Annotated in this window: 27 protein-coding genes; 14 read left to right on the top strand and 13 right to left on the bottom strand. The window is 55.7% G+C overall.

Translation table 11 applies throughout. The features are described 5' to 3' along the window. The first annotated feature begins 47 nt into the window (after positions 1-47). Positions 48-2,012, top strand: a complete 1,965-nt coding sequence (locus tag V5P19_RS05795; RefSeq protein WP_334400995.1) for a U32 family peptidase — start codon at positions 48-50, stop codon at positions 2,010-2,012. Here the strand turns inward: V5P19_RS05795 and V5P19_RS05790 are convergent, their stop codons facing one another. Then, positions 2,013-2,243: a DUF2554 family protein gene (locus V5P19_RS05790; RefSeq protein WP_334400993.1), complete on the bottom strand. Its 231-nt coding sequence runs from the start codon at positions 2,241-2,243 to the stop codon at positions 2,013-2,015. It lies immediately after the preceding gene. Positions 2,244-2,497: 254 nt separating this feature from the next. On the opposite strand from V5P19_RS05790, the gene V5P19_RS05785 reads away from it, so the two are divergent. After that, positions 2,498-2,860, top strand: a complete 363-nt coding sequence (locus V5P19_RS05785) for a hypothetical protein (protein WP_334400991.1) — start codon at positions 2,498-2,500, stop codon at positions 2,858-2,860. A gap of 157 nt (positions 2,861-3,017) precedes the next feature. On the opposite strand, the gene ftrA is transcribed toward V5P19_RS05785, so the two are convergent. Beyond that, complete coding sequence (gene ftrA / locus V5P19_RS05780; RefSeq protein WP_334400989.1) at positions 3,018-4,010, bottom strand: transcriptional regulator FtrA; 993 nt, start codon at positions 4,008-4,010, stop codon at positions 3,018-3,020. A gap of 73 nt (positions 4,011-4,083) precedes the next feature. Here ftrA and V5P19_RS05775 point away from each other — a divergent pair, with 73 nt between their 5' ends. From V5P19_RS05775 to zinT, 8 genes are all read left to right on the top strand, one after another. Beyond that, on the top strand, positions 4,084-4,494 hold the full coding sequence (locus tag V5P19_RS05775) for a rhodanese-like domain-containing protein (protein WP_334400987.1): 411 nt from the start codon (positions 4,084-4,086) through the stop codon (positions 4,492-4,494). 156 nt (positions 4,495-4,650) lie between these two features. Next, positions 4,651-5,754: a cobalamin-independent methionine synthase II family protein gene (locus V5P19_RS05770; protein ID WP_334400985.1), complete on the top strand. Its 1,104-nt coding sequence runs from the start codon at positions 4,651-4,653 to the stop codon at positions 5,752-5,754. A gap of 200 nt (positions 5,755-5,954) precedes the next feature. After that, positions 5,955-7,226, top strand: coding sequence for an urea ABC transporter substrate-binding protein (gene urtA / locus V5P19_RS05765; RefSeq protein ID WP_334400983.1), 1,272 nt, complete (start codon positions 5,955-5,957; stop codon positions 7,224-7,226). Between the two features lie 24 nt (positions 7,227-7,250). Then, a complete protein-coding gene (gene urtB / locus V5P19_RS05760; RefSeq protein ID WP_334400982.1) occupies positions 7,251-8,825 on the top strand; it encodes an urea ABC transporter permease subunit UrtB in 1,575 nt (524 codons plus the stop codon). After that, on the top strand, positions 8,825-9,898 hold the full coding sequence (gene urtC, locus V5P19_RS05755) for an urea ABC transporter permease subunit UrtC (RefSeq protein ID WP_334400980.1): 1,074 nt from the start codon (positions 8,825-8,827) through the stop codon (positions 9,896-9,898). The genes urtB and urtC overlap by 1 nt, the downstream gene beginning before the upstream one ends. Beyond that, a complete protein-coding gene (gene urtD, locus V5P19_RS05750) occupies positions 9,898-10,695 on the top strand; it encodes an urea ABC transporter ATP-binding protein UrtD (RefSeq protein WP_334400978.1) in 798 nt (265 codons plus the stop codon). The genes urtC and urtD overlap by 1 nt, the downstream gene beginning before the upstream one ends. A gap of 9 nt (positions 10,696-10,704) precedes the next feature. Next, on the top strand, positions 10,705-11,403 hold the full coding sequence (urtE, locus tag V5P19_RS05745) for an urea ABC transporter ATP-binding subunit UrtE (protein WP_334400976.1): 699 nt from the start codon (positions 10,705-10,707) through the stop codon (positions 11,401-11,403). Between the two features lie 52 nt (positions 11,404-11,455). Next, positions 11,456-12,097 carry a metal-binding protein ZinT gene (gene zinT / locus V5P19_RS05740; protein WP_334400975.1) on the top strand — a complete coding sequence of 214 codons (642 nt, stop codon included), beginning with the start codon at positions 11,456-11,458 and terminating at the stop codon, positions 12,095-12,097. Positions 12,098-12,119: 22 nt separating this feature from the next. Here zinT and ydeE read toward each other — a convergent pair whose 3' ends face one another. Beyond that, positions 12,120-13,343, bottom strand: a complete 1,224-nt coding sequence (ydeE, locus tag V5P19_RS05735) for an efflux MFS transporter YdeE (RefSeq protein WP_334400972.1) — start codon at positions 13,341-13,343, stop codon at positions 12,120-12,122. A gap of 193 nt (positions 13,344-13,536) precedes the next feature. On the opposite strand from ydeE, the gene eamA reads away from it, so the two are divergent. After that, on the top strand, positions 13,537-14,436 hold the full coding sequence (gene eamA / locus V5P19_RS05730) for an O-acetylserine/cysteine exporter (protein ID WP_334400970.1): 900 nt from the start codon (positions 13,537-13,539) through the stop codon (positions 14,434-14,436). A gap of 38 nt (positions 14,437-14,474) precedes the next feature. Here eamA and marB read toward each other — a convergent pair whose 3' ends face one another. Genes marB through marR form a run of 3 tightly spaced genes read right to left on the bottom strand, consistent with a single transcriptional unit; the run spans position 14,475 to position 15,559 of the window. Next, positions 14,475-14,693 carry a multiple antibiotic resistance protein MarB gene (gene marB / locus V5P19_RS05725; protein WP_334400968.1) on the bottom strand — a complete coding sequence of 73 codons (219 nt, stop codon included), beginning with the start codon at positions 14,691-14,693 and terminating at the stop codon, positions 14,475-14,477. Between the two features lie 31 nt (positions 14,694-14,724). After that, complete coding sequence (marA, locus tag V5P19_RS05720; RefSeq protein WP_001303241.1) at positions 14,725-15,105, bottom strand: MDR efflux pump AcrAB transcriptional activator MarA; 381 nt, start codon at positions 15,103-15,105, stop codon at positions 14,725-14,727. 19 nt (positions 15,106-15,124) lie between these two features. Beyond that, entirely contained in the window at positions 15,125-15,559 is a 435-nt protein-coding gene (marR, locus tag V5P19_RS05715) for a multiple antibiotic resistance transcriptional regulator MarR (protein WP_334400967.1), read from the bottom strand. A 256-nt stretch (positions 15,560-15,815) separates the two neighbouring features. Between marR and V5P19_RS05710 the strand changes: the two genes are divergently transcribed. After that, positions 15,816-16,481: a MarC family NAAT transporter gene (locus V5P19_RS05710; RefSeq protein ID WP_334400966.1), complete on the top strand. Its 666-nt coding sequence runs from the start codon at positions 15,816-15,818 to the stop codon at positions 16,479-16,481. A 44-nt stretch (positions 16,482-16,525) separates the two neighbouring features. On the opposite strand, the gene V5P19_RS05705 is transcribed toward V5P19_RS05710, so the two are convergent. Further along, positions 16,526-17,722 carry a sugar transporter gene (locus V5P19_RS05705; RefSeq protein ID WP_334400964.1) on the bottom strand — a complete coding sequence of 399 codons (1,197 nt, stop codon included), beginning with the start codon at positions 17,720-17,722 and terminating at the stop codon, positions 16,526-16,528. 171 nt (positions 17,723-17,893) lie between these two features. On the opposite strand from V5P19_RS05705, the gene V5P19_RS05700 reads away from it, so the two are divergent. Next, positions 17,894-18,682: a PhzF family phenazine biosynthesis protein gene (locus V5P19_RS05700; protein WP_334400962.1), complete on the top strand. Its 789-nt coding sequence runs from the start codon at positions 17,894-17,896 to the stop codon at positions 18,680-18,682. 27 nt (positions 18,683-18,709) lie between these two features. After that, positions 18,710-19,501, top strand: a complete 792-nt coding sequence (locus V5P19_RS05695) for a PhzF family phenazine biosynthesis protein (protein WP_334400961.1) — start codon at positions 18,710-18,712, stop codon at positions 19,499-19,501. Here the strand turns inward: V5P19_RS05695 and V5P19_RS05690 are convergent. The 6 genes from V5P19_RS05690 to V5P19_RS05665 form a co-directional block, all read right to left on the bottom strand. Beyond that, positions 19,498-20,175 (bottom strand): SDR family oxidoreductase, encoded by a 678-nt coding sequence (locus tag V5P19_RS05690; protein WP_334400959.1) that lies wholly within the window; start codon positions 20,173-20,175, stop codon positions 19,498-19,500. The two genes, V5P19_RS05695 and V5P19_RS05690, sit on opposite strands and share 4 nt — an antisense overlap. Before the next feature lies 1 nt (position 20,176). Beyond that, on the bottom strand, positions 20,177-20,647 hold the full coding sequence (locus V5P19_RS05685; protein ID WP_334400957.1) for a YhcH/YjgK/YiaL family protein: 471 nt from the start codon (positions 20,645-20,647) through the stop codon (positions 20,177-20,179). Continuing rightward, positions 20,644-21,810 (bottom strand): exo-alpha-sialidase, encoded by a 1,167-nt coding sequence (locus V5P19_RS05680; protein WP_334400955.1) that lies wholly within the window; start codon positions 21,808-21,810, stop codon positions 20,644-20,646. The genes V5P19_RS05685 and V5P19_RS05680 overlap by 4 nt, the downstream gene beginning before the upstream one ends. Before the next feature lies 1 nt (position 21,811). Further along, entirely contained in the window at positions 21,812-23,224 is a 1,413-nt protein-coding gene (locus tag V5P19_RS05675; protein WP_334400953.1) for a sodium:solute symporter family protein, read from the bottom strand. A gap of 76 nt (positions 23,225-23,300) precedes the next feature. After that, positions 23,301-24,185 (bottom strand): dihydrodipicolinate synthase family protein, encoded by an 885-nt coding sequence (locus V5P19_RS05670; RefSeq protein ID WP_334400951.1) that lies wholly within the window; start codon positions 24,183-24,185, stop codon positions 23,301-23,303. 17 nt (positions 24,186-24,202) lie between these two features. After that, a complete protein-coding gene (locus V5P19_RS05665) occupies positions 24,203-25,348 on the bottom strand; it encodes an iron-containing alcohol dehydrogenase (protein ID WP_334400949.1) in 1,146 nt (381 codons plus the stop codon). Positions 25,349-25,369: the final 21 nt, after the last annotated feature.

Below are 25,369 nucleotides of genomic sequence, written 5' to 3'. Positions count from 1 at the left end.
CTGACTACAATAGCCGCCATTTTGACCATAACGGATAACGACGAAGTATGCGCCTGCAATCCCATCATCTTGAACTTTTAAGCCCGGCCCGTGACGCCGCCATTGCCCGTGAAGCGATTCTTCACGGTGCCGATGCGGTCTACATTGGCGGCCCTGGCTTCGGTGCTCGCCATAACGCCAGCAACAGTCTGAGCGATATTGCTGAACTGGTACCGTTTGCCCATCGCTTTGGGGCGAAAGTGTTCGTGACCCTGAACACCATTCTTCATGATGATGAACTGGAGCCTGCGCAACGTCTTATCACCGATCTTTACCAGACCGGCGTTGATGCCCTGATTGTTCAGGACATGGGCGTGCTGGCGCTGGATATTCCGCCGATTGAGCTGCACGCCAGTACCCAGTGCGACATCCGCACGGTAGAGAAGGCAAAGTTTCTTTCCGACGTGGGCTTTTCACAGATCGTGCTGGCGCGCGAACTGAACCTGAATCAAATCCGTGATATTCACCAGGCGACGGACGCGACCATTGAGTTCTTTATCCACGGCGCGCTGTGCGTGGCCTATTCCGGGCAGTGCAATATCTCGCACGCGCAGACCGGCCGCAGCGCCAACCGCGGGGACTGCTCGCAGGCTTGTCGTCTGCCGTATACCCTGAAAGACGATCAGGGGCGCGTCGTGGCGTTTGAAAAACACCTGCTTTCCATGAAGGATAACGATCAGACTGCCAATCTGGGCGCGCTGATCGATGCGGGTGTGCGTTCCTTCAAGATTGAAGGGCGTTACAAAGACATGAGCTACGTGAAGAACATCACCGCCCATTATCGTCAGATGCTGGATGCCATCATTGACGATCGCGGTGACCTGGCGCGCGCGTCGGCCGGTCGTACCGAACATTTCTTTATCCCGTCCACGGATAAAACATTCCACCGCGGCAGCACGGACTATTTTGTGAACGCGCGTAAAGGCGACATTGGCGCGTTTGATTCGCCGAAATTTATCGGACTGCCGGTGGGGGAAGTGCTGAAAGTGGCGAAAGATCACCTCGACGTTGCGGTGACGGAGCCGCTGGCAAACGGCGATGGCCTGAACGTGATGATAAAACGTGAAGTCGTGGGGTTCCGCGCCAATACGGTAGAAAAAACCGGTGAAAATCGCTATCGCGTGTGGCCGAATGAGATGCCTGCCGATCTCTACAAGGCGCGGCCGAACGCTGCGCTGAACCGTAACCTTGACCATAACTGGCAGCAGGCGCTGCTGAAAACCTCCAGCGAACGTCGCATTGCGGTTGATATCGAGCTGGGCGGCTGGGAAGAACAGCTGATCCTGACCCTCACGTGCGAGGATGGTATCAGCGTGACGAACACCCTGGACGGCATGTTCGACGTAGCGAATAACGCGGAAAAGGCGCTCAACAGCCTGAAAGATGGCGTGGCGAAGCTGGGGCAGACGATCTATTACGCGCGTAATATCGACGTTAACCTCCCGGACGCGCTGTTTGTGCCGAACAGCCAGTTAAACCAGTTCCGTCGCGAAACGGCAGAGATGCTGGATGAAACGCGCCTGGCGAACTATCCGCGCGGTAGCCGCAAGGCCGAAGCCGTACCTGCACCGGTTTACCCGGACACCCACTTATCCTTCCTCGCTAACGTCTATAACCATAAGGCGCGTGAATTTTATCATCGTCACGGCGTGCAGCTCATTGACGCAGCCTATGAAGCACATGAAGAGAAGGGCGATGTACCGGTGATGATCACCAAACATTGCCTGCGCTTTGCGTTTAACCTGTGTCCGAAACAGGCGAAAGGAAATATTAAAAGCTGGAAAGCCACACCCATGCAGCTGGTGAATGGCGACGAAGTGCTGACGTTGAAATTTGACTGTCGTCCGTGCGAAATGCACGTTATTGGCAAAATGAAGAATCATATTTTTAAAATGCCGCAGCCAGGCAGCATTGTGGCGTCCGTTAGCCCGGAAGAGCTAATGAAAACCCTTCCAAAGCGTAAGGGTAATTAATTAACGAAAGTGAGTGTCGGGTTTGCGCGATTTCTGCCACAGGTGGTGTTCGCGCAAACCTTCTGCCGAATCCTCCGCTGTACTGCGTAATTCATCGCTGTCAGCTTCATGGCGAAGCTGATGTTCAACGTTCTTTACCCATATATATTCATGCCCGTTGTGACCCGCCATCAGCTGCCCTGAAAACAAGGCGCAAATCAGCAGGATAAACGTTAACCCTTTTCTAACCATGTGTTCACCCGACAAAGAGAATTCACGACTAGCATGACAATAGTTGCGTAGGGTTATTATTAGGCTTTTCAAATTACCGCAAAGAATATGTCATCGTCTCGTCAGGAAGTTTATTTCCTGATGCTGATACAGATTTATCCTAAAAATAGACTTATTTTTGTCATACTCTAAATTTTAGTATCAAAATATGGCAGAGATTTAAAGACTAATCTTATATAATAAGACTTTTCTGGCAAAGGAATGGGTCTGATTCAATGAAAAAAATCATGTCAGTAGCGCTTCTGGTCGTTGCTGTTGGGGCTGCGGTAGGTATGAACGTCAACTGGAGCGGTGAGCCTGATTATATCCAGTCAGCAGAAGCGCGGGTCGGTTCCTATTTAACCAGCGATTACGGCCGTGTCGCGTGTAACAGTAAAAAAATTGACGACCAGCGCTGGGAATTAGGCTGTACTAATCAGGCGAAAAGTAAAACATTCCAGTTCGCCGTCTTTTCCGCAGATCAGGCACCTTACGGCGTTTCGCGTCCATTTTATCTTGAAGCCATCAATGATGACGCAAAACAGAGTGCGGAGCAGGGCCTGATGCGTTACCTGCAAATTAACACCAAAGCAGGTTAACCGAGCTGTTTACCTTTCGTTGAGTCTCTGGATGGTAGGATATATGAGATCCGCAACCCGGCATGGAATGTCGGGAACGTAGATACCAAAATACAAATCTATCCATGCAAGCATTTACCGCCAAATTATGGCGGTTTTTTTTGCCCAAATTACGTGATTACGCGTTGAATTGCTTACGATAGCGGGCGGGGGAAACGGAATAAGTCTGCCGGAAGTGGTGTCGCAGCGTGGCTGCCTGGCCAAAACCGGTCTGTTCCGCGATGCTGTCGATGCTTAATTTACTGTTTTCGAGATAGTCTTTCACGCGCAGCAGACGCTCATTCAGGAGCCAACGCGTGGGCGTGGTGCCCGTTGCGTCCTGAAATCGCCGCAGGAACGTGCGTTCGCTCATACCTACCCGATGCGCCAGTGACGTTACGCTGTGCGGTTTATCCAGATGCTGGTGCAGAAAATCAAACAGTTGTCCCATGCGCTGGCTCTCGCGCAGCTGCGCCACCGGGCGGCTCAACTGCTGCGGCTGTGAGCCATCGCGATGAGGCGGAATGACCAGACGGCGCGCAACGGTGTTGGCGGTCTCCATTCCGTAATCGCGTCGCACGACGTGCAGACATAAGTCGATACCCGCTGCGCTGCCAGCAGAGGTGAGGATATCGCCTTCGTCCTGATAGAGCACATCTTCAATCACGCGGACGGCAGGGTAACGCGCCTGGAGCGCGCCAATATAACGCCAGTGGGTTGTGGCTTTTCGTCCGTTTAGCAGTCCCGATGCTGCCAGGACAAAGACGCCGGAACAAATGGACAGCAGTTGGCAGCCTCGTGCGCTGGCGGTCCGCAATGCCTCACAGAGCGCGTCAGGAACCGGCGCGTCAAGCCCTCGCCAGCCGGGAACAACGATCAGATCGGCCGTATCAAGCAGGCTCAGATCGCCATCAGTGATGATGCGAATCCCTCCCGTGGCCCGTAGCTCACCGCTATCGACGCCCGCAACGGCGAAGCGATACCACGCGTCGCCTAGCTCGGGGCGCGGCAGGCCAAAAATTTCGACCGCTACGCCAAACTCAAAGGTGCACAAACCGTCATAGGCCAGCACGACAACCTGAGGGCGGGGAATGTGTCTTAAGTTTGTCATCTTTTTGTTGTTTTCTGGCATACGCAGGCGCATTCAATGGCTGAATTTGTGGATAGAGTAGTGTTAACACAAACGCCAAAAATGAGGAAGGATCATGAGCTATGTTACTGAATTTCCGGCTGCGGAGCCGCAGGAAGCCGTCGGGCATTTTCTGCGTCGCCTGAGCGTCGAGACCGATTGCGCTGATGTGCATCACGCGGTGGTGAACCACGAGCAGGATTTCGTCCTGCTCCACGTTGTGGGCAAGGCCGAACAGTTTGTCCGTCGCCACGTACCCGGCGCGCTACACTTGCCCTGGAGCCAGATAACCGCTGAACGCATGGCGCAATGGCCAGCCGATACGCTGTTTGTGGTGTACTGCGCGGGACCGCACTGCAACGGCGCGGACCGGGCTGCGCTTAAGCTGGCACGCCTGGGATTGCCGGTTAAGATCATGCTCGGTGGGATAACCGGCTGGGAAGACGAGCAGTTTGAATTTGCTCATCACGACTCTGTCACGCTGTGAACATGAAAAATTTTCAACACAGATGAAATTTTCTCGTTTGTCGGACCGCAGCAGATATGACATCTTTTTTGGACATTTAGACATCCAGAAGTCTAAAGATTCAAGTGATGAATTATCACTGTGGGCAATTATCGCCGACAGACAGAGGAGATTTCCATGCAGCGACAGCACGCCCCGTACCGCGCCGATGTAGTCGGCAGTTTTTTACGCCCGGACGCCATTAAGCAGGCTCGCCTGAAATTCGCCAGCGGCGAGATTGATGCCGAACAGCTTCGCGCGGTGGAAGATGAGGCAATCCGCCACGTAGTTGAACAGCAGTGTGCGTGCGGATTGCACGTTGTGACCGACGGCGAGTTTCGTCGCGCATGGTGGCATTTCGATTTCTTCGACGGCCTGCAGGGCGTGGAGCGTTACGATTCGCAGCAGGGCATTCAGTTCAACGGGGTACAAACGAAAGCCCACGGCGTGCGCGTTACGGGCAAGCTGGGGTTTGGCGATCACCCGATGCTGGAAGACTTCCGCTATCTGAAAAGCATCAGCGGGATCGCGCAGCCTAAGATGACCATTCCTAGCCCGAGCGTGCTGCACTTCCGCGGTGGACGTAAAGATATCGACGCGACGGTTTATCCGGATCTGAACGAATACTTTGACGATCTGGCGACCACCTGGCGCGACGCTATTCAGGCGTTTTATCACGCGGGTTGCCGTTATCTTCAGCTGGATGACACCGTCTGGGCGTATCTGTGTTCTGACGAACAGCGTCGTCAGATTCGCGAGCGCGGAGATGATGCCGATGAGCTGGCGCGTATTTATGCTCGGGTGTTGAATAAGGCGCTTGAAGGCAAGCCGGACGATCTGACCATTGGTCTGCACGTCTGTCGCGGCAACTTCCGTTCGACCTGGATATCCGAGGGCGGCTATGAGCCGGTCGCGGAAGTGCTGTTCGGGACGGTTAACGTCGACGCCTTCTTCCTGGAATATGACAACGACCGTAGCGGTGATTTCGCCCCATTGCGTTTTGTTCGCCCAGGCAAGCAGCAGGTGGTGCTTGGCCTTATCACCACCAAAAATGGCGAGCTTGAAAATCCGCAGGGCGTGAAGGCGCGCCTGGAGGAGGCGGCCAAATACGTCGCGAAGGAGCAGATATGCCTTAGCCCACAGTGCGGCTTTGCCTCGACGGAAGAGGGCAACAGCCTGAACGAAACTCAGCAGTGGGACAAAGTGCGTCTCGTCACGCAGATCGCAAGCGAAGTCTGGTAACCCCATCGGTACAGCGCTGCATTATAAAAGTGCAGCGCTGTGCCATTCTGAGTCGTTCCCTTTACATTTCCCGTTACATCTCCTGCAATACCGCTTTCTCCATTCTGGCATCCTTTTTGCTCTCCTGAATCTGACACATTTTTTCTGCGTCTCAGCGGTATCGGACGCTTTCGCACAGCTTTCTTTTCAGGAGTGAAAATATGCACCGTCGTACCTTGTTAAAAGCTTTTGCACTGTCGGCCTCCGTGGTCGCGATGGGAATGAGTTTTGGCGTGCAGGCTGCCGATACCATCAAAGTGGGGATTATGCACTCCTTATCCGGCACGATGGCGATCTCCGAAACCCCCCTGAAAGATGTTGCCCTGATGACGATTGATGAGATCAACGCCAAAGGCGGCGTGCTGGGAAAAAAACTGGAGCCGGTGGTCGTTGATCCTGCCTCCAACTGGCCGCTGTTCGCCGAGAAAGCCCGCCAGCTGCTGAGCCAGGACAAGGTGGCGGTGGTGTTCGGGTGCTGGACGTCGGTCTCGCGCAAATCGGTACTGCCGGTATTTGAAGAGCTGAACGGCTTGCTGTTCTACCCGGTGCAATACGAAGGTGAAGAGATGTCACCTAACGTCTTCTATACCGGCGCAGCGCCAAACCAGCAGGCTATTCCGGCGGTTGAGTATTTAATGAGTGAAGACGGCGGCAGCGCGAAACGCTTCTTCCTGCTGGGCACCGATTACGTCTATCCGCGTACCACCAACAAGATCCTGCGCGCCTTCCTGCACTCCAAAGGGGTTGAGGATAAGGATATTGAAGAGGTTTATACCCCATTTGGGCATAGCGACTACCAGACCATCGTTGCCAATATCAAGAAATTCTCCGGGGGCGGCAAAACGGCAGTGGTCTCCACCATCAACGGTGATTCCAACGTTCCGTTCTATAAAGAGTTAGCCAACCAGGGGCTGAAGGCGACGGATGTCCCGGTCGTGGCGTTCTCCGTTGGGGAAGAAGAGCTGCGCGGAATCGACACCAAACCGCTGGTCGGAAACCTGGCGGCGTGGAACTACTTTGAATCTGTCGATAACCCGACCAATCAGGCCTTCGTTGCGGCTTACAAAGCCTACGCGAAAGCACACAAACTGCCGAACGCGGATAGCGTCGTGACTAACGATCCGATGGAAGCGACCTATGTGGGGATCCACATGTGGGCGCAGGCGGTCGAAAAAGCCGGAACCACCGACGTAGATAAAGTGCGTGCTGCCATGGCTGGGCAATCCTTCAAGGCACCGTCGGGCTTTACGCTTACCATGGATGCCACCAATCACCACCTGCACAAGCCGGTCATGATTGGTGAAATCGAAGGCAACGGTCAGTTTAACGTTGTCTGGCAGACGGAGCAGCCGTTACGCGCCCAGCCGTGGAGTCCGTTTATCGCCGGGAATGATAAAAAACCTGACCAGCCGATGAAAACCGCCAGTAACTAAGCCATTTCCACAGGGAGAAAAGTCATGAACGCCATGCGCATGATTATCACTATTGTGTGGCTTACCGGACTGCTGCCAGGGATGGCGCAGGCATCGGATGCCGATACGTTCGTTGCCGCCAACCGCAGCCAGCAAGCCGAAATGCTGACGCAATGGGCGGCGTCGCCAGATGCGGCAAGGATGCCGCTCCTTCAGACGCTACAGCAGGAAAACCTGTTTATTGACGGTCAAAAGCACGCCTTCGTGCGCACTGACGGTGGAATGGTGGCGCTGGGGGCATCATCGACGGCCGTCGAACCCACTAAAGCGGTACGTCTGACCAACCGACTGCGCGTGCTGGCGGCTACCGCGCTGGCAACGCATCAACTTGTAAGTGACAACGTCACGCAAAGACGCGCTGCGGCTCGCCAGCTTCAGCGAGATGCCCAGCCTGATTTGCTGGGCTTCCTGCAACAGCGGGTGAAGGGTGAAACAGACGATGTGGCGCGCCAGTCACTTTTACTGGCGCTGGCCAACCTCCAGCTCGTTAGCCCGGTGGCAGACGTTCGCCGCCAGGCTGTGGAGCTGCTGGGGCAGTCTGACGATCCCGACGTTCAGTCGAGGCTGATGCCGTTTACTCAGGCGCAAACAGAGCCTGATGCCCGCGTCCGCGCCGCCGCGCAGGAGAGCCTCAACCATATTCAGCACCGTCTGATGTGGGGCGATGTGCTCGGGCAGGCCTTTATGGGACTTTCTTTGGGATCGGTCCTGCTGCTGGCCGCGCTGGGGCTGGCGATAACCTACGGTCTACTGGGCGTTATCAACATGGCCCACGGCGAGATGCTGATGCTGGGAGCCTATGCCACCTGGATGGTGCAGCAGGCAATGGCGCAGCTGACGCCTCAGTGGCTGGCACTCTATCCGCTTATCGCGCTGCCGGTCGCCTTTATGCTGACAGCAAGCATCGGGATGCTCCTGGAACGTACGATCATTCGTCATCTGTATGGTCGACCCCTGGAAACGCTGCTGGCGACGTGGGGGATCAGCCTGATGCTGATCCAGCTGGTGCGCATGACCTTTGGCGCGCAGAACCTGGAGGTAGCAAACCCGTCCTGGCTTTCTGGCGGCGTGCAGGTATTTGCCAATCTGACGCTGCCGTGGAACCGCATCGTGGTGCTGGGCTTCGTGCTGCTGGTGCTGTTTTTCACCTGGCTCATCCTCAATAAAACCCGTCTTGGCCTCAACGTGCGCGCGGTGACGCAAAATCGCAGCATGGCCGCCTGCTGCGGCGTGCCGACCGGGCGCGTGGATATGCTGGCGTTTGGGCTGGGGTCAGGCATTGCCGGCTTGGGCGGCGTGGCGTTGTCCCAGTTGGGGAACGTGGGGCCGGAGCTGGGTCAGGGTTATATCATCGACTCTTTCCTCGTGGTGGTGCTCGGTGGCGTCGGCCAGCTGGCAGGAAGCGTAGCGGCGGCGTTTGGACTGGGGATCTTTAATAAAATCCTTGAGCCGCAGATGGGCGCGGTGCTGGGCAAGATCCTGATCCTGGTGGCGATAATACTGTTTATCCAGAAACGTCCGCAGGGGCTATTTGCACTGAAAGGGAGGGTTATCGACTGATGAGCCAGCCATTGACCTTAACGCTGGCGCGCAGAGCGCCGCGCGCTACGCAGTTTGTTGGCGGCCTGCTGGTCGCGGGCCTGCTTATATTACCGTTCTTAGCGCTTTTACCGGCTACGCATCCGCTGGCGCTGTCGACCTGGATGCTGACGCTTATTGGCAAAATCCTCTGCTACGCCATTGTCGCCGTCGCGCTCGATCTGGTCTGGGGCTACGCCGGAATGCTCTCGCTGGGCCACGGCATTTTCTTCGCGCTGGGCGGCTATGCGATGGGGATGTACCTGATGCGCCAGGCGTCCGGCGATGGCCTGCCCGCGTTTATGTCCTTTCTCTCCTGGAGCGAACTGCCGTGGTTCTGGTGGGGCACGCAGCACTTTGCGTGGACGCTGGTATTGATCGTTGCGATCCCCGGACTGCTGGCGCTGGTGTTTGGCTGGTTCGCCTTTCGTTCAAAAATCAAAGGGGTCTATTTTTCCATTATGACCCAGGCGTTGACCTACGCGGGAATGCTGCTGTTCTTTCGTAACGAAACGGGTTTTGGCGGGAATAACGGCTTTACCGGCTTCACGACGCTGTTGGGATTTTCCGTGACCGCCACCACGACGCGGATCGCCCTGTTTTTAGCGACCGTGCTGTTACTGCTCGTGGCGTTGGGGACCGGCTTTGCGCTAGCGAAAAGCAAGTTTGGCCGCATTTTGACAGCCGTCCGCGACGCTGAAAATCGCCTGACGTTTTGCGGATACGACCCACGTGGATTCAAGCTGCTGGTGTGGACGCTTTCCGCCGTCCTCTGCGGCCTGGCGGGGGCGCTGTATGTGCCGCAGGTGGGCATTATCAACCCGGGTGAAATGTCGCCCACCAACTCGATTGAAGCCGCTATCTGGGTGGCGCTGGGTGGGCGCGGCACGCTGGTGGGCCCGGTCTTAGGTGCCGCGCTGGTCAACGGCGCCAAGAGCGTCTTCACCGTGGCGATGCCGGAATACTGGCAGCTGTTTCTGGGGCTGATTTTTATCGCCGTCACGCTGTTTTTACCGCGCGGCGTCTACGGTTTGTTACGTAAGGGAGAGAAATAATGCAGCCAGGAGACGGATTATTCACGCGCCAGCTGCCGGGCGATCGCTACCGGGATCGGACCGACCCGGTGCTACAGCTTGAGGCGATTAACGTCAATTTCGACGGGTTTCAGGCGCTGACGGATCTCTCGCTAAACATCGGCGTGGGGGAGCTGCGCTGCGTGATTGGGCCAAACGGGGCCGGTAAAACCACCTTGATGGATGTCATCACCGGCAAAACGCGGCCGAAAAGCGGGAAAGCCATTTACGATCAGTCCATCGACCTCACCCTGCTCGATCCCGCCGCTATCGCCCGACGGGGGATCGGCAGAAAATTCCAAAAACCTACCGTCTTTGAAGCGTTAACGGTATGGGAAAACCTTGAAATTGCGATGAAAACCGATAAGTCCGTCTGGGCGAGCCTACGGGCAAAGCTTAACGGCGAACAGCGCGATCGTATTGATGAAATGCTGATTTTGCTGCGGCTCACCGGCGAACGCGACCGCCGTGCCGGGCTGCTTTCGCACGGGCAAAAACAGTTCCTGGAGATTGGCATGCTGCTGGTACAGGATCCACACCTGTTATTGCTGGACGAGCCCGCAGCCGGAATGACCGATGCCGAGACCGAGTATACCGCCGAACTGTTCAGAACGCTGGCGGGAAAGCATTCGCTGATGGTGGTGGAACACGACATGGGCTTTGTTGAAACCATTGCCGACCATGTGACGGTGCTGCACCAGGGGCGCGTGCTGGCGGAAGGATCGCTGCGCGACGTGCAGGCCAACGAGCAGGTGATAGAAGTCTATCTGGGGCGCTAAGGAGCCGGGATGTTACAGGTTAACGATCTGAATCAGTATTACGGCGGAAGCCATATTCTGCGCGGCGTGAGCTTTGAGGCGCTTACCGGCGAAGTCACCTGTCTGCTGGGGCGCAACGGCGTGGGGAAAACCACGCTGCTGAAGTGTCTGATGGGGCTGATCCCGGCGAAAACGGGGGAGGTTATCTGGCAAGGGAAAAACATCACCCACAGCAAGCCGCACCAGCGGGTGCAGTCTGGCGTGGCGTATGTTCCGCAGGGGCGTGAAATCTTCCCGCGTTTAACCGTGGAAGAGAATCTGCTGCTGGGGCTGTCGCGATTCTCTGCTCGCGACGCGAAGACCGTTCCCGAGGAGATATGGCAGCTATTTCCGGTGTTAAAAGAGATGAAGCATCGTCGCGGCGGCGATCTGTCAGGTGGACAGCAACAGCAGTTGGCCATCGGTCGGGCGCTCGCGAGCCGCCCACAACTGCTTATCCTCGATGAACCCACGGAAGGCATCCAGCCTTCGGTCATTAAAGAGATTGGCCAGGTGATCCGCACGCTTGCAGACAGGGGCGATATGGCGATTCTGCTCGTCGAGCAGTTTTACGATTTCGCGGCGGAGCTGGCGGACAGCTATCTGCTGATGTCGCGCGGGACCATCATTCAGCGGGGGCGCGGTGAAAGTATGGAGCAGGATGGGGTTCGCGGACGGGTTGCGATCTGAAATGTTATAATATAACATTCTCACTCTTATAACACGGAGTGAGGGTTTTGTTTTGGCTGCACATATTGGGAAATTTGCAATGACTCTGGGGGCGCTGCTGGTCAGCGGCCAGCTGTTTGCCCATTCACACGGGCACGTGATGACCGAAGCGGAACAGAAGGCGGCAAACGGCGTGTTCGAGGATAAAGACGTTAAGGACAGAACATTGTCCGACTGGGATGGAACCTGGCAGTCCGTCTATCCGTTTTTGCTCGATGGATCGTTGGATCCGGTCTTTAAGAAAAAAGCGGAGAAGGACAAAAGCAAATCCTTTGACGAGGTAAAAGCGTATTACCGCCAGGGGTACGCAACGGATGTGGATTCCATCGGTATTGAAAACAACGTGATGGAATTCCACAAAGGGGATGCGGTTAGCCGCTGCCAGTATGACTATAGCGGCTATAAGATTCTGACCTATGCATCAGGCAAAAAAGGTGTTCGCTATCTGTTTGAGTGTAAGGATGCAAGCAGCACGGCACCGAAGTTTGTCCAGTTTAGCGACCATACCATTGCCCCCAAGGCCTCTGCGCATTTCCATCTCTTTATGGGCAACACCTCCCACGAGGCCCTGCTGAAAGAGATGGATAACTGGCCGACCTACTATCCGAATGAGATGTTTAAAAAGCAGGTGGTGGAGGAGATGCTGCACCACTAGGCCTTCGCTGTGCGTGGCCGGCCTACGAGCGTGAATTTGTAGGTCGGCTAAGCGCTGCGTCGTCCAACACGCTGGCTTCGCTTTTCACGCTCATTCCGCGCAAAATCATTAGCCAGGCCATTAGGATGGCGGCCATCATGATGACAAACAGTGACCAGTGCGGTAAGTGGGTCAGGATAATCCCGGTAATCATCGGGTTTGCCGCAGCCCCAAGCCAGCCCAGCGCCTGTGCAGAGAAATAGCTGGCCTTCATGCCCGGCGGGGCGATGTTGTCGATCAGCATATATTCACCAGGGGCATAGATAATCTCTCCCAGCGTAAAGACGGCCGCCGCAATCCCCCAGTAAACCAGGTTCTCGCCCGAAAGCATAAAGCCCCCCAACCCTACTATGAAAAAGAGCGTCGCGACGGTCATGAGCGGGCGAATATTGGTGACTGAGATTTTACGCCCGATGGCATACTGCAGGGTTACTACTACGGCTGCGTTCACCGGCAGGACTACGGCAACCACATTCTGCGCGAATTCGCTGTCGGTGTTGGCGGCCAGCACATACTGCGAGATGCAGCTGGCAAAGGATCCGCCGACGTAGGACGCGAGCAGGCCGGACAGCGTGTACCAGAGCAACGCCCGGTCTTTCAGCAAGACGGACGGCTGCCACGGCGCGTTTACCTCTGCAGTATCCAGGGCAATGTTTTTCTGGACAAAGAAATGGATAAACCCGAGCGGCAGCGCGGCGCAGAAGGCGGCCAGCCAGAACGGCAGCTGCAGGCTGTACATCACCAGCAGCGTGCCGATGGGCGGGCCGACCGTCCATCCAATGTTCAAAAAGCTGTAGTTTAGCGAGAACACGCGCGCTTTTTCGCTGGAGGTCAGCACGTCGGCAAACCAGGCTTTCAGCACCGTTGAGAAAACGGAGTAGGCGCAGTTGATCAGGGCAAAGAACAGCACTACCAGCGTGACGTTATCCACCAGCGGGATGGCAACAAATCCCGCGATAAAGGCGAGAATGGAAATCAGCATGTAGCGTTTCTTATCGAACTTATCGGCCAGAATGCCAAATCCCATGCTGAACACCACGCCAATGGTGAGTGCGATAGTCAATGCATAACCAATATTCTCTACGCTCATGCTATAGACGCGCGTGAGATAGATGGTCATAAAGGGCAGCGTGGCCCCTCGACCGATGGTTAATAACAATGACGATGCCAGCAGCGCTGCGGTTGAGCGCCTGAGAGTTGGTTTCATATTCCTGCCCGACAAATGCTTATGCTTTTATTGTTGTGTCTTATCAGGATTACCATGACATAAGGGGCTTGTATAGCACCTAATTTATCCGTAAGTGCTTCGCCTGACTGCCAGAATTAATGATCTTCTCGAAGGGCTATTTTTTCTGTTACCTTGAAGTGTTAACAAATTATTAATAATTCAGGGGCAGGGTATGACGCGTAAAGACGGGCTGCTGGCGTTGCTGGTGGTCGTAGTGTGGGGGCTCAATTTTGTGGTCATCAAGATGGGGCTGCACAATATGCCTCCGCTTATGCTGGCAGGGTTACGCTTTATGCTGGTGGCGTTTCCGGCGCTCTTTTTCGTTGCCCGCCCAAAGATCCCGCTAACGTTACTGTTGGGCTACGGTCTGACCATCAGCTTCGGCCAATTTGCGTTTCTGTTCTGCGCCATTAAATTCGGTATGCCTGCCGGACTCGCCTCGCTGGTGCTGCAGGCGCAGGCGTTCTTTACCATCATTCTGGGCGCGTTTGTCTTTGGCGAGCGTTTGCAGGGCAAACAGCTGGCGGGCATTACGCTGGCGGTGTTTGGCGTGCTGGTACTGATTGAAGCCAGCCTGAATGGGCAACATGTGGCGCTGCTCGGTTTTATGCTGACGCTGGCTGCGGGGCTAAGCTGGGCATGCGGGAACATATTCAACAAACTGATTATGCAGCATGAGGCGCGCCCGAAGGTCATGTCGCTGGTGGTGTGGAGCGCGCTGATCCCCATCGTGCCGTTTATGGTGGCGTCATGGATTCTGGATGGTCCGCAAGCAATGCTCACCAGCCTCGTAGAGATCGACCTGACCACGATTTTATCACTGATCTATCTGGCGTTTGTCGCCACCCTTGTCGGCTATGGGATCTGGGGATCGCTGTTGGGACGTTACGAAACCTGGCGCGTGGCCCCGTTATCCTTGCTGGTGCCGGTGGTTGGGCTTGCCAGTGCCGCCGTGTTGTTGGATGAAAAGCTGAGCGCGTTACAGCTGCTGGGTGCGGTGCTGATTATGGCAGGGCTCTATATCAACGTGTTTGGCTTGCGGGTGCGTTGGATGACGCGGGTACGAGGCTAAGGCAGAAAAAAGCCCCGCAATTGCGGGGCAAAAACGAATCAGAGGCCGTGCTGATTATAGTAAGGCACGCCTAATTCGTCGGATTTGTCACTCCCGGCACCCATATGGTTGAAATCGTAGGGCGTCTGGTCATGTGCTGACGGCAAAATCATCGTGTCACGATTATTTTGCTGCGTTGCACGAGGTGTTTGCTCCGCGAAGGTCTGGCTGGAAAAGAGCACCAGCAAGGCGAGGGCGGCGGAGACGGTAACTTTCATGATTTCCTCGGTACGTCTTTACAGGCGTTGTTTAACTGCAGTGTTTTAACGGATACAGATAGCGGGATTCTCCCGGCATGCTGGTGATTCGATACTTATGCGGCGGCACGTCAAAGTAATTCTTAAACGTACGCGTCAGGGTTTGTTGCGATTCAAAGCCGTAACGCTCTGCCAGATAAAGGATCGGTTCATTGCTTTCTTTCAGTTTTTGGGCAATTTCCGTCAGCTTGCGGCTACGAATATATTGACCTAATGAATGACCGGTCTCTTTTTTGAACATCCGTTGCAGGTGCCATTTTGAGTAACCTGAACGCTCAGACACTTTTTCAAGGGAGAGCGGCGATTCCAGGTTATCCTCGATCCAGTCCAAAATGCTATGAATGGTAATAGCGTCAGTATTGCGTCTGGACATCGTCATACCTCTTTTCTGTTTACGGCAGTATTTTCTTAAGCAAGAGCTCAAGCGTTGCCACTTCATCTGCCGTTAAGTTTTTTGTTAGTTCCTGATGCAGTGTTTGTCCTACAAGTTGATGACATTGTTCGCACATGGCAGCACCCTCGGGGGTGAGCTTTACCAGTACGCCACGTTTGTCATTCGGATTAGGGCTTCGTTCTATCCATCCTTTGCAGACGAGACGATCCAGCATGCGGGTTAATGCACCCAGATCGACAGAGAGCACCTTTTTCAACTCAACCGGCGTAATACACACTTCGCAGCGAATCGAACACAGCACTTTGAACTGTGTTGCGGTGATATCAAGCGGTGACAGGTAGTCATTGAGCAGGCGATCTTTTTTCTGATTAACCATATGAATAAGACGACCCAGTGGAATTATGTCGTTGAAGAGATCACTGGTGCTTTTCACAATGGTTGCCCTGGCAAGTAGTTTAGTCACGGCAGATATTATTGCTCAGGCAAGTATAAGTCAACTGAATGAATTGGCCGATGCCACGAATTGCTAAAACGTTTCATGAACTTTTTTTGTGGGCTTTCAAATCATAAACATAACGGACAGTTATCATTTAGAAACGAAAATAATCCTTACGTTGTGTTGTTGGCTGACGGACACGTTTTCCCCCTATAATTGCGGTGTTGAATATGGATAAGGACAACGACGCACTATGTTGGATTTGATAAAAGCAATTGGTCTTGGGCTGGTGGTACTGTTGCCCCTGGCTAACCCGTTAACGACGGTTGCGCTGTTTTTAGGCCTGGCAGGGAATATGAACAACGCGGAGCGTAATCATCAGTCGATGATGGCCTCGGTGTATGTTTTCGCCATCATGATGGTGGCCTATTATGCGGGCCAACTGGTGATGAACACTTTCGGGATTTCGATCCCAGGCCTGCGTATCGCCGGGGGGCTGATCGTGGCCTTTATCGGATTCCGCATGCTGTTTCCGGCGCAAAAAGCGCACGAGTCACCGGAAGCGAAGAGCAAATCTGAAGAGCTGGAAACCGAACCGAGCGCGAATATCGCCTTTGTACCGATTGCGATGCCGAGCACGGCAGGGCCCGGAACGATCGCGATGATCATCAGTTCTGCTTCGACCGTGCGCGACAGCTCAACGTTCCCCGACTGGGTGCTTGCCGTAGCGCCTCCGCTGATTTTTGCGCTCATTGGCCTCATCGTTTGGGCATCGCTGCGCAGCTCCGGGGCAATTATGCGCTGGGTGGGCAAGGGGGGTATCGAAGCGATTTCGCGTTTGATGGGCTTTTTACTGGTTTGTATGGGCGTGCAGTTTATTATTAACGGCGTACTGGAAATTATTAAGACCTATCATTGAGGTTCTGCCGGGTGGCGCGGCTGCGCTTACCCGGCAAAATATCGTCAGCCGTGCTGCGCCTGTTCTTCCAGCGCTACTGGCCATTTACGGAAGATAAGCACCGACCAGACGAGCGCGACCAGCGCTGGAATGGCGCCCAGATAGCCAATCGCCGACATCGAAACGTGCAGGCTTATCTGATTTCCCACCAGCGCACCCGCGCCAATACCCAGATTGAAAATCCCTGAGAACAGCGATATCGCCACGTCGGTAGCATCCGGTGCCAGAGCAAGCACCTTCACCTGCATCCCTAACCCGATAATCATGATCGCCACCCCCCAGAACAGGCTGAGGATCGCCAGATGATGTTCACTGCCCGCGGCAGGCATCAGTAAAAGCAGGCATGCCAGCAGCAGACCTATGGCGCTGCTGACCAGGGCAGAGGCATGTCGGTTGCCCAACTTGCCGAAAAGAACGCTGCCGATGATGCCCGCGCCGCCCAGGATCAGCAGCAGTATGGTGGCAAAGTTAGCGCTGAAGCCTGCAACAACTTGAACAAAGGGTTCAATGTAGCTATAGGCCGTGTAATGTGCGGTAACCACGATCGCGGTGAGCAGATAGATGCTCAGCAGCGCAGGGCGACGCATCAACAGGGGCAGGCTTTTCAGCGAGCCGGAATGCTCGCTCGGCAGCGCTGGCAGTAATTTGATCAAACAGATCAGCGTTGCCAATGCCCCCATGCCGATGGCAAAAAATGTCGTCCGCCACCCGAAGTATTGCCCCACGATACGACCAATCGGCAGACCTAAGACCATCGCCAGTGCGGTACCGGTCGCGATCAGGCTCAGCGCCTGCGCGCGCTTACCCGCGGGTGCAAGACGGATAGCCAGCGATGCCGTGATCGACCAGAACACGGCGTGCGCAAAGGCGATACCGACGCGGCTGATCACCAGGACCGTGAAGTTCCACGCCATAAACGACAGCACGTGGCTGGCAATGAATACCACGAACAGCCCGATCAGCAGCTTGCGGCGCTCCATCTGGCTGGTCAGCAGCATAAAGGGGAGCGACATCAGCGCCACCACCCACGCATAGATGGTCAACATAATGCCGACCTGCGCCGTTTCCATCTGGAAACTCCCGGCGATGTCCGACAACAGGCCAACCGGAACAAATTCCGTGGTATTAAAAATAAATGCGGCAATTGCCAGTGTGACCACGCGTAGCCACGCGACCCTGCGGGAAACTGTGTTCGTTGTCATAGGAATGTCTTGGGTGGGTTAACGATGAGGCGTCGATCTTAAAGCCTTAAACGGCCAAAACTCAACCGCAATGTGATCTTAATCACAAAATATACCCTATGACAGCGGTAGCGGCGGGCGAGGTTTTCCGTGAAGATAAGGAACAGCATAATAAAAACAGGCGGTAATACGGTGCAGGAGATTGATTTTTATCTGGTCGATGCATTTAGTCATGGCTCATTCAGTGGAAATCCAGCCGCGGTTTGTCCGCTAAGCGCATGGCTACCGGATGAGACGTTACTCAGGATGGCGCAGCAGCATAATCAGTCGGAAACTGCCTTTTTTGTCTGCGGTAAAGGCGGTATCGAATTACGCTGGTTTACGACGATTACTGAAGTCAACCTCTGTGGTCACGCTACGCTTGCTGCCGCCTACGTCCTGTTTAACGAGCTGGATTACCCGGATTCACGCATTCACTTTGATACGGCCTCAGGCCGCATAACGGTTAGCCGGGAAGGGCGCTGGATGACCCTTGATTTTCCGGCCTGCCCAACACAGGAACAAACACCCCCGCCCGACATGCTCGCCGCACTGGGCATCAGTCAGTACGTCGATGCCCGAAAAGGCCGAGCCTGGATGGTGGTACTGGAAAACCGCGAGCAGGTTGAGGCCGTGGCCCCTCACTTTTCCGCCATGACGCCCGGGGAGCATAAGGTCGCCGTTACGGCGCAGGGTGAGGGCGATTATGATTTTGTTAGCCGCTTTTTCTCACCGGGCGTTGCCGTCCCGGAAGATCCGGTTACCGGTTCCGCCCACACGATGCTAATACCTTACTGGAGCGAGACGCTCGGCAAGACGACGCTTTTCGCCCGTCAGGTTTCAAGGCGAGGTGGCGATGTACGTTGTGTACTGAAGGGCGATCGCGTGCTGATGAGCGGGCAAGCATCACTGTATCTGAAAGGCTCAGTTTTTCTGCGCTAAACACGAATAACAAAAGGGGAAAAGACTATGCAGGAAATTGACTTTTATCTTGTCGACGCTTTCAGCGACAAAGCGTTTGGCGGCAATGCGGCGGCGGTGTGTCCGCTGGAGGAGTGGCTCCCGGACGAAACGCTGCTCAAAATGGCTCAGCAGCATAACCAGTCCGAAACGGCGTTCTTCGTGCGTACCGACGGCGGATTTGAGCTGCGCTGGTTTACTACGCTCGATGAAATTAACCTCTGCGGCCATGCGACGCTGGCGGCGTCCCACGTTATTTTCGAATATCTCGATTATCCGCACACGGAAATAACGTTCTCAACGCGCTTTGTGGGTGACCTGACGGTGAGCCGCAACGGTGACTGGCTGACCCTGAATTTCCCGGCCTGGTCAACGGAGGCGGTCGACGCGCCACCGGCGCTGCTGCTTAGCGCGCTGGGTGTTGATGCTGTGAAGGAGGTGCGTGTCGGACGAGATTACATGGTGGTGCTTGAAAGCCAGCAGCAGGTGGAGGCCTTAACGCCGGATATCGCGGCGATGCTCCCACTGGATAAAATGGTCTGCGTGACGGCACCGGGCGAAGACTACGATTTTGTCAGCCGCTTCTTTTGTCCGGGCGAAGGGGTGCCTGAAGATCCGGTCACGGGCTCTGCACACAGCATGCTGATCCCGTACTGGAGCGAAAAGCTGGGTAAAACGCAGATGAACGCCCGCCAGGTCTCTGCCCGCGGAGGGGATCTGCGCTGTGAATTGAAGGGAGAGCGCGTACTGATCGGTGGTCAGGCCACGCTGTACCTCAAAGGCCGTGTCTTTCTGCGCTAGCTGAGCGATGCGCCGCCGCAGATCGCTATTTCCTGCCCGGTGATGGCGGCAGCCTCGTCGCTGAGCAAGAAATTCACCAGTCCCGCCACTTCTTTCGGTTCTATCATCCGACCGATTGGCGGGCATTTGGGCGGGGACGTTTCGCGGCCCGGAGCAATAAGCATCGGCGTTTGCGTTGCGCCAGGGGCGACGATATTTGCCGTTATCCCCCTCGGTGCCAGCTCGGCAGCCCAGCTTCTGATCATCCCGACCATTGCCGCTTTGGTGGCAACATACTGCGACCTGCCTGCCGCGCCGCGGGAGGTTCTGCTGCCAATGGCAACGAATCGCCCGCCTGATGCCATACGCGGAGCAAAGTAGTTGAACAGGTTCTCGCACGCCTGGACGTGCAGCCGCCACAGTGATAATCCGACATCGCCTTCCAGCTGGCCCAGCGGCGCGGCGGCCATCATTCCCGCGGCGTGGATCGCGGCCTGAGGCGTGGCAATAGCACGCAATGCGCGGTTCAGTGCCTCGGGATCGCTGATATCCACGCTGACGCTCGTAAACGCAGGCGTATCCAACGAGACGCTGCGCCGACTCAGCCCGGTAACCTGCCAGCCTTCCGCCAGTAAACGGTTGACTATCGCTTCGCCTATTCCGGAGCTGGCTCCGGTAACTACAGCATGACGCATTTCAAACCTCCAGCAGGGCTCTGGGAATTTTAAACACCGCTTTGCGGACGGTCGTCGGCACGTCGACTGCACACAGCGCCTGGTGGGGTTCTCCGGGATAAAACACCGCAAAATCACCCGCACCCAGCCGGATGCTGACGCCGTGCGCTGATGACGAGGCTATAAAAAGATCCGGTTTACGCTCTTCGTCACCGGGTTGACCAACAGGAAGGGCTCCGGCGTAGAGGCGCTCTTCACCCGCTAACACCACCTGAATATCGGCCCACTGACGATGGTACTCCGTGTGTCGCTCTGCGCGCGGTTGGGTCTGTGCCGGACCAATATGACAAAACCATGCCGCATTATCCGGTTGCCAGCGTCCGTCATCACGCGCGCTCAGCGCCTGCAGCGTACAGTCTGGTCGGGAAAGCAGGGCAGACAGCACAGGAGGCAGCCCTGCCAGTGGCAGGGCGTTGAGATGTCCAATAATCATGCTTGCTCCTTGACCCACTCCGGCGTGACGCGCACGTACTTGATGGCCTGACGAAAATAGGTATAGGCAATATGCAAGCTACCGTCACAACCCTGTTTAATGCTGGGATAGGAGAATTCGCGATTGCGCTTTTCCAGAGAGTTATTGGTCATGCAATAGCCATCACCTTCATCCAGATGGCGCTGCCACGGCCAGCTTTTCCCGCCATCCGGCGAAATAGCAACGGTCATTGGCGCACGCGGAGCGCCCCAGAAGGCAGAGCGACCGCTGGTCACTACAGGCTCCTTGCGGCCATCGCCGTCGTCAATTTCATCATACAGCGAGGCGCGTCGCTCCTGTGCCCCGGCGGCGCTCATGAGGTTAAACACCAGCGCCAGTTCCCCGCTGTCTAGCGTCGTTACCTGAATGGATGAGTTGTTATTAGGCAATTCGGTCGGTTCCGGCACTGACCAGCTTTCACCGTTATCGGTTGACTGGCTGTAATAGATATTGTCCGCCCAGCGGCTGCGGAACAGCGCGACCAGCGTGCCATTTTTGAGCGGTGTGATGTTCATATGCACGCAGCCCAGGCTTTTCGGCACCTCAACATCGCGCCAGGTTTTGCCACGATCTTCCGATATCTTCACCGCGCTAATATCGTCGTTGCCCACCCATTTTTCTCCCGGCCGCGTGCGGCAGTAAAACACCGGAAGTAGCCAGTTACCGTTTTCCAGCACCACGATCGGCTGGCGGATGAAGGTGCCGGGTTTATCGAGCAGGGTAGCGATGTCGCCCCAGGTTTTTCCCAAATCCTGCGACTGGCGATAACGCACGATGGCCGTATCCTGATTACCGGATATCTGCGCGGTCCACAGCAACCACAGCACGTTATCCGGGGCCAAGAACAGCACCGGGTTTTGCTCGGATCGTGTAACGTCATCAGACAGCTTGACTGCTTTACTCCACTGCTGGCTGCCCGGGGCCAGGCGCGATCCCCAAACAGAGATATCGGCAATCCCTTCCTGCGTACCGCCAAACCAAACGCACATCAGCGCGCCATCGGGCAGCGGCAGCAGATTGGCCGCGTGGTTTTGCGGGCAGAAAGAAGGCAGCATGGCGGCCTGCACCTGAGCATCCTGTGGTTGTGGGCGAACAATCCCGTCGCGGGTTACGGTTACAGACATATCAGACTCCATTGTTTTCAGCGGGGGTAGGCGCTTTGCCCTGTGCTTTTCCCGGAATGAGGCGGTCGATCGCCATAATGACGGCAGGCGTTACCAGGGCGATGTACATATTGTTGATGCCAAACGGATCGCCCAGCAGATACCAGACCGAGGTTACGACACAAGCGCCGATCAGGCCTGCGTTGGCACCACGCGTGCTGCGGAAGAACGGGGCGTAGAACGCGATAACGGCAACCACAGAAATAGACAGACGAATGGCGCGGGTGAAGAACGACAGTTTCAGAACTTCCGGTACCAGCAGGACAAATATCAGCGGCAGGAAACCAATCAGCAGGGAGATCCAGCGAGTGGCTTTGAATTCCTGCTCAGGCGTTGGGTTACGCATCGGCACGTAAAAATCTTTTACCACCAGGGAGGCGATGGCCAGCGCGACGGTGCTGACGCTGACGAAAATAGACGCCACCAGCGACGTGGTAACCAGACCTGCCAGCCACGGGTTCATATCCTGCAGGAAAATGGGCATCGCATACAGGCTGTCGATTTCAGGGTGAAGATATTTCGCCGCCACGCCGATCACCGCTATCGCCAGCGCAATCGGCAGGCAGAAGAAGAAGGCGACCCAGGTGGAGCGCTTAGCGGATTTCACGTCTTTGGTGGAGGAAATCGCCTGAATGACAAACTGGGTACAGAAGATGGAGCCAACGGTGCCAATGAGCCACGCGAAAATGGTCGTTGCGCCGATGTTGCCATCCCAGGTCCAGTAAAACGCTGGCATATTTTCAATCATTGGCGTGAAGCCGCCGGTTTTGGACAGCGCAAAGCCCATGATGGCCAGAATGCCGAAGTATTTCAGCGCGCTGTGCAGTACGGTGACCCAGGCCACGCCCTTCATGCCGCCAAAGGCAAAGTAGAAGGTACTGACAATCGCGGTAATGAAGGCGGCGACCGGCAGGTTGACCTTCAGCACCGTGGAGATGGCCGCCGCACCGCTGACGTAGTTGCCGACGTTTACCAGCAGCAGGGCGTAGATCATGATAATGGAGATAATGTTTTTGGTGCTGTTACCGTATTTCTCGGCAATGGCCCCTGAAATGGTGATTTTTCCGGTGTTGTAGATACGTTTTACCAACAGCAGGCCAAACAGCGGGAAGCCAATCGCCGCGCCGATGACGGACCAGGACGCGGCAAAACCGCTCTCGAAGGCGGCCTGCGCCGTTCCGATGGTCGATTTTGCACCGATATACTCGGACATCAGCAGGATCCCAACGATAAACGCCGGCATTGCGCGCGAGCCTTCCATAAAGTCGCCGGAGTTTTTACTGCGTATCCGGAAGGTCAGCCAGGTGGTGAACAGGATGTAGGCAATGACAATGCCCACAATGATAAGGGTATCTTCAGCGGTAAAATTATTCATCTTTGCCTCTCTTCAGGGCGAGTGAATACTGGGCGCCAGCGGCACCCGGTATTCTTATTGACGAAACAAACGCCGTTTAGTTAAGTGACGCTGTCACTATTTGGCGTATCTGTTGGCACTGCTGTTCGGTGAAGGCCACGGCGTAACGGCTTTCTCCCACGTCCTCTCCCATAATTTGCAGCGCTTTTTTGACGGCGGCAGGCGAGAACGCCACGTTGTATAAATCAGTGCGAAGGCGGGTTACGCGCGCCTGCGCCTGACGGGAACCCTCGATATCGCCCGCATGAAAGCGTGACCAGATCGCGTTAATGGCTTCGGGAGCAACGTTTGCCAGCCCGGAAATACAGGCAGAGCATCCGTCGACAAAACCCTGATGGATAAGCGAGTCAGGGCCGTTCAGCACGTCGAACCCATCAATGTGTGCGACGGCGTTGAGGAAGCCGCTCAGGCTCTCATAGCTTCCGGCGCTGTCCTTAATACCGATAATGTTCGGGTGTTCGGCCAATACGCGCGCGGTAGCCGGTTCAATGGTGTTACCGGTTCGGGCCGGTATGTTGTAGAGGAACATCGGCACGCTTAGCGCGTCGGCGATTGCCGTGTAGTGCGCGATCAGTTCAGCCTGCTTCAGCGGGACAAAGTAAGGGGTGATGACCGAGACGGCATCGACGCCCAACGACGCAACCTGTTTGCCCAGACGAAGGGTGTCGCGAGGCGATATTTCCCCAATGTGTGCCACGACGGGCGCGCGTCCGGCGACGGTCTCCACGCAGGTGCGGGTGACGGCGATTTTTTCCTCTTCGTTCAATACAAAAAACTCGCCGTTGGTGCCGCCGCAAAAGATGCCGTTGCCAGCGGTAAGTTGACGATCAATCTGTCGTTTAAGGCCCGTCAGATTCAGGGCTCCTTCAGCGTCAAACGGGGTGACGATTGCCGTCAGTACGCCCCTGATGGTGTTACGCATTACTCACTCCTTCGATATCAATTTTTAGGAAACAGTGTCCGGTAAATTGCCTGCACCTCGTCGTGATTAACCTGACAAGGGGCGTTATTCATTAAGCGCTTAACGTTAAGGGCCGCGTCGCTCAGCGATGCGATGTCTTCGCGCGGGACCCCCAGCGCTTCAAGGTTATCGGGCAGGTCGAGCCTGCGAACCAGCGCCGCGAAATAGTCCACCAGCGCGTGGGATTTTTCTTCTGCTGAAAGCGTGGTATCCGCCCCAGGCACCCGATCCCACACCTGGGCAAATTTCTCTACCGCATAGGGGCGTACCACACGCATGCAGGGAGCCAGCAGAATGGCGTTGGCTACGCCGTGCGGCAGGTGATACCTACCGCCGAGAGGATAGGAAAGCGCGTGAACAAGGTGCGTTCCGGCATGGGCGATTGCAACGCCGCCATAGTAAGACGCCCACAGCATCTCCAGCTTCGCTGCCAGGTTGTCAGGCTCGGCGCAGGCGGTTTCGATATTATTAAGCAGCTTAGTCAGCCCGATGAGGGCGGCGTTATCGCTGACCGGGTTGGCAACCGTTGAGGTGAAACACTCAATCAGATGGCACAGGGCATCTATGCCGGTCGATGAGGCAATATGCGGGGGCATGCTGGTGGTGAGCTCTGGCAGAAGGGCGACGTAATCAGGCAGCAGGACGGGGGAGATAATGCCCACCTTGGTGTTCTGTTCCGGTATCGCCAGAATGGCGTTCGGCGTGGCTTCTGAGCCGGTGCCCGCCGTGGCTGGTATCAGTAGAGAAGGCATTCTTGCCACCGGCTTTACGCCCGCCAGGAGACTATCAAGCCCCGGGGACTGCGGATGGCAAAGCACCGAGAGCAGCTTTGCCACGTCCAGTACGCTGCCTCCTCCCATTCCGACTACCACATCAAATGATTTGCTGCTTATCCCGGCCAACAGCTGGCTGACATCGTGGTGAGAGGGCTCCGGCGGCACGTTATCAATCAGGGTAACGCTGCGATTGTCTTCCTTAAGAAGCGCCACGATCCGTTTTGCCGCGTCCAGACGCGCAATGTTGCCGTCGGTGACCAGCAAAAGATCTGTTTTTCGGTCGAGTAACGGTCTAATGCCGCCTATGGCGTCTGCGCCACTGATAATTGTGCTGTTGATGGTGACCACTTTTTTCTCCTGTTTCTGTGT

The sequence above is a fragment of the Enterobacter sp. UNJFSC 003 genome (assembly GCF_036903355.1).
Lineage (GTDB): Bacteria > Pseudomonadota > Gammaproteobacteria > Enterobacterales > Enterobacteriaceae > Enterobacter.
The sequence above is the reverse complement of the archived record's forward strand: the minus strand, read 5'-3'. Positions and strand labels throughout refer to the sequence as shown.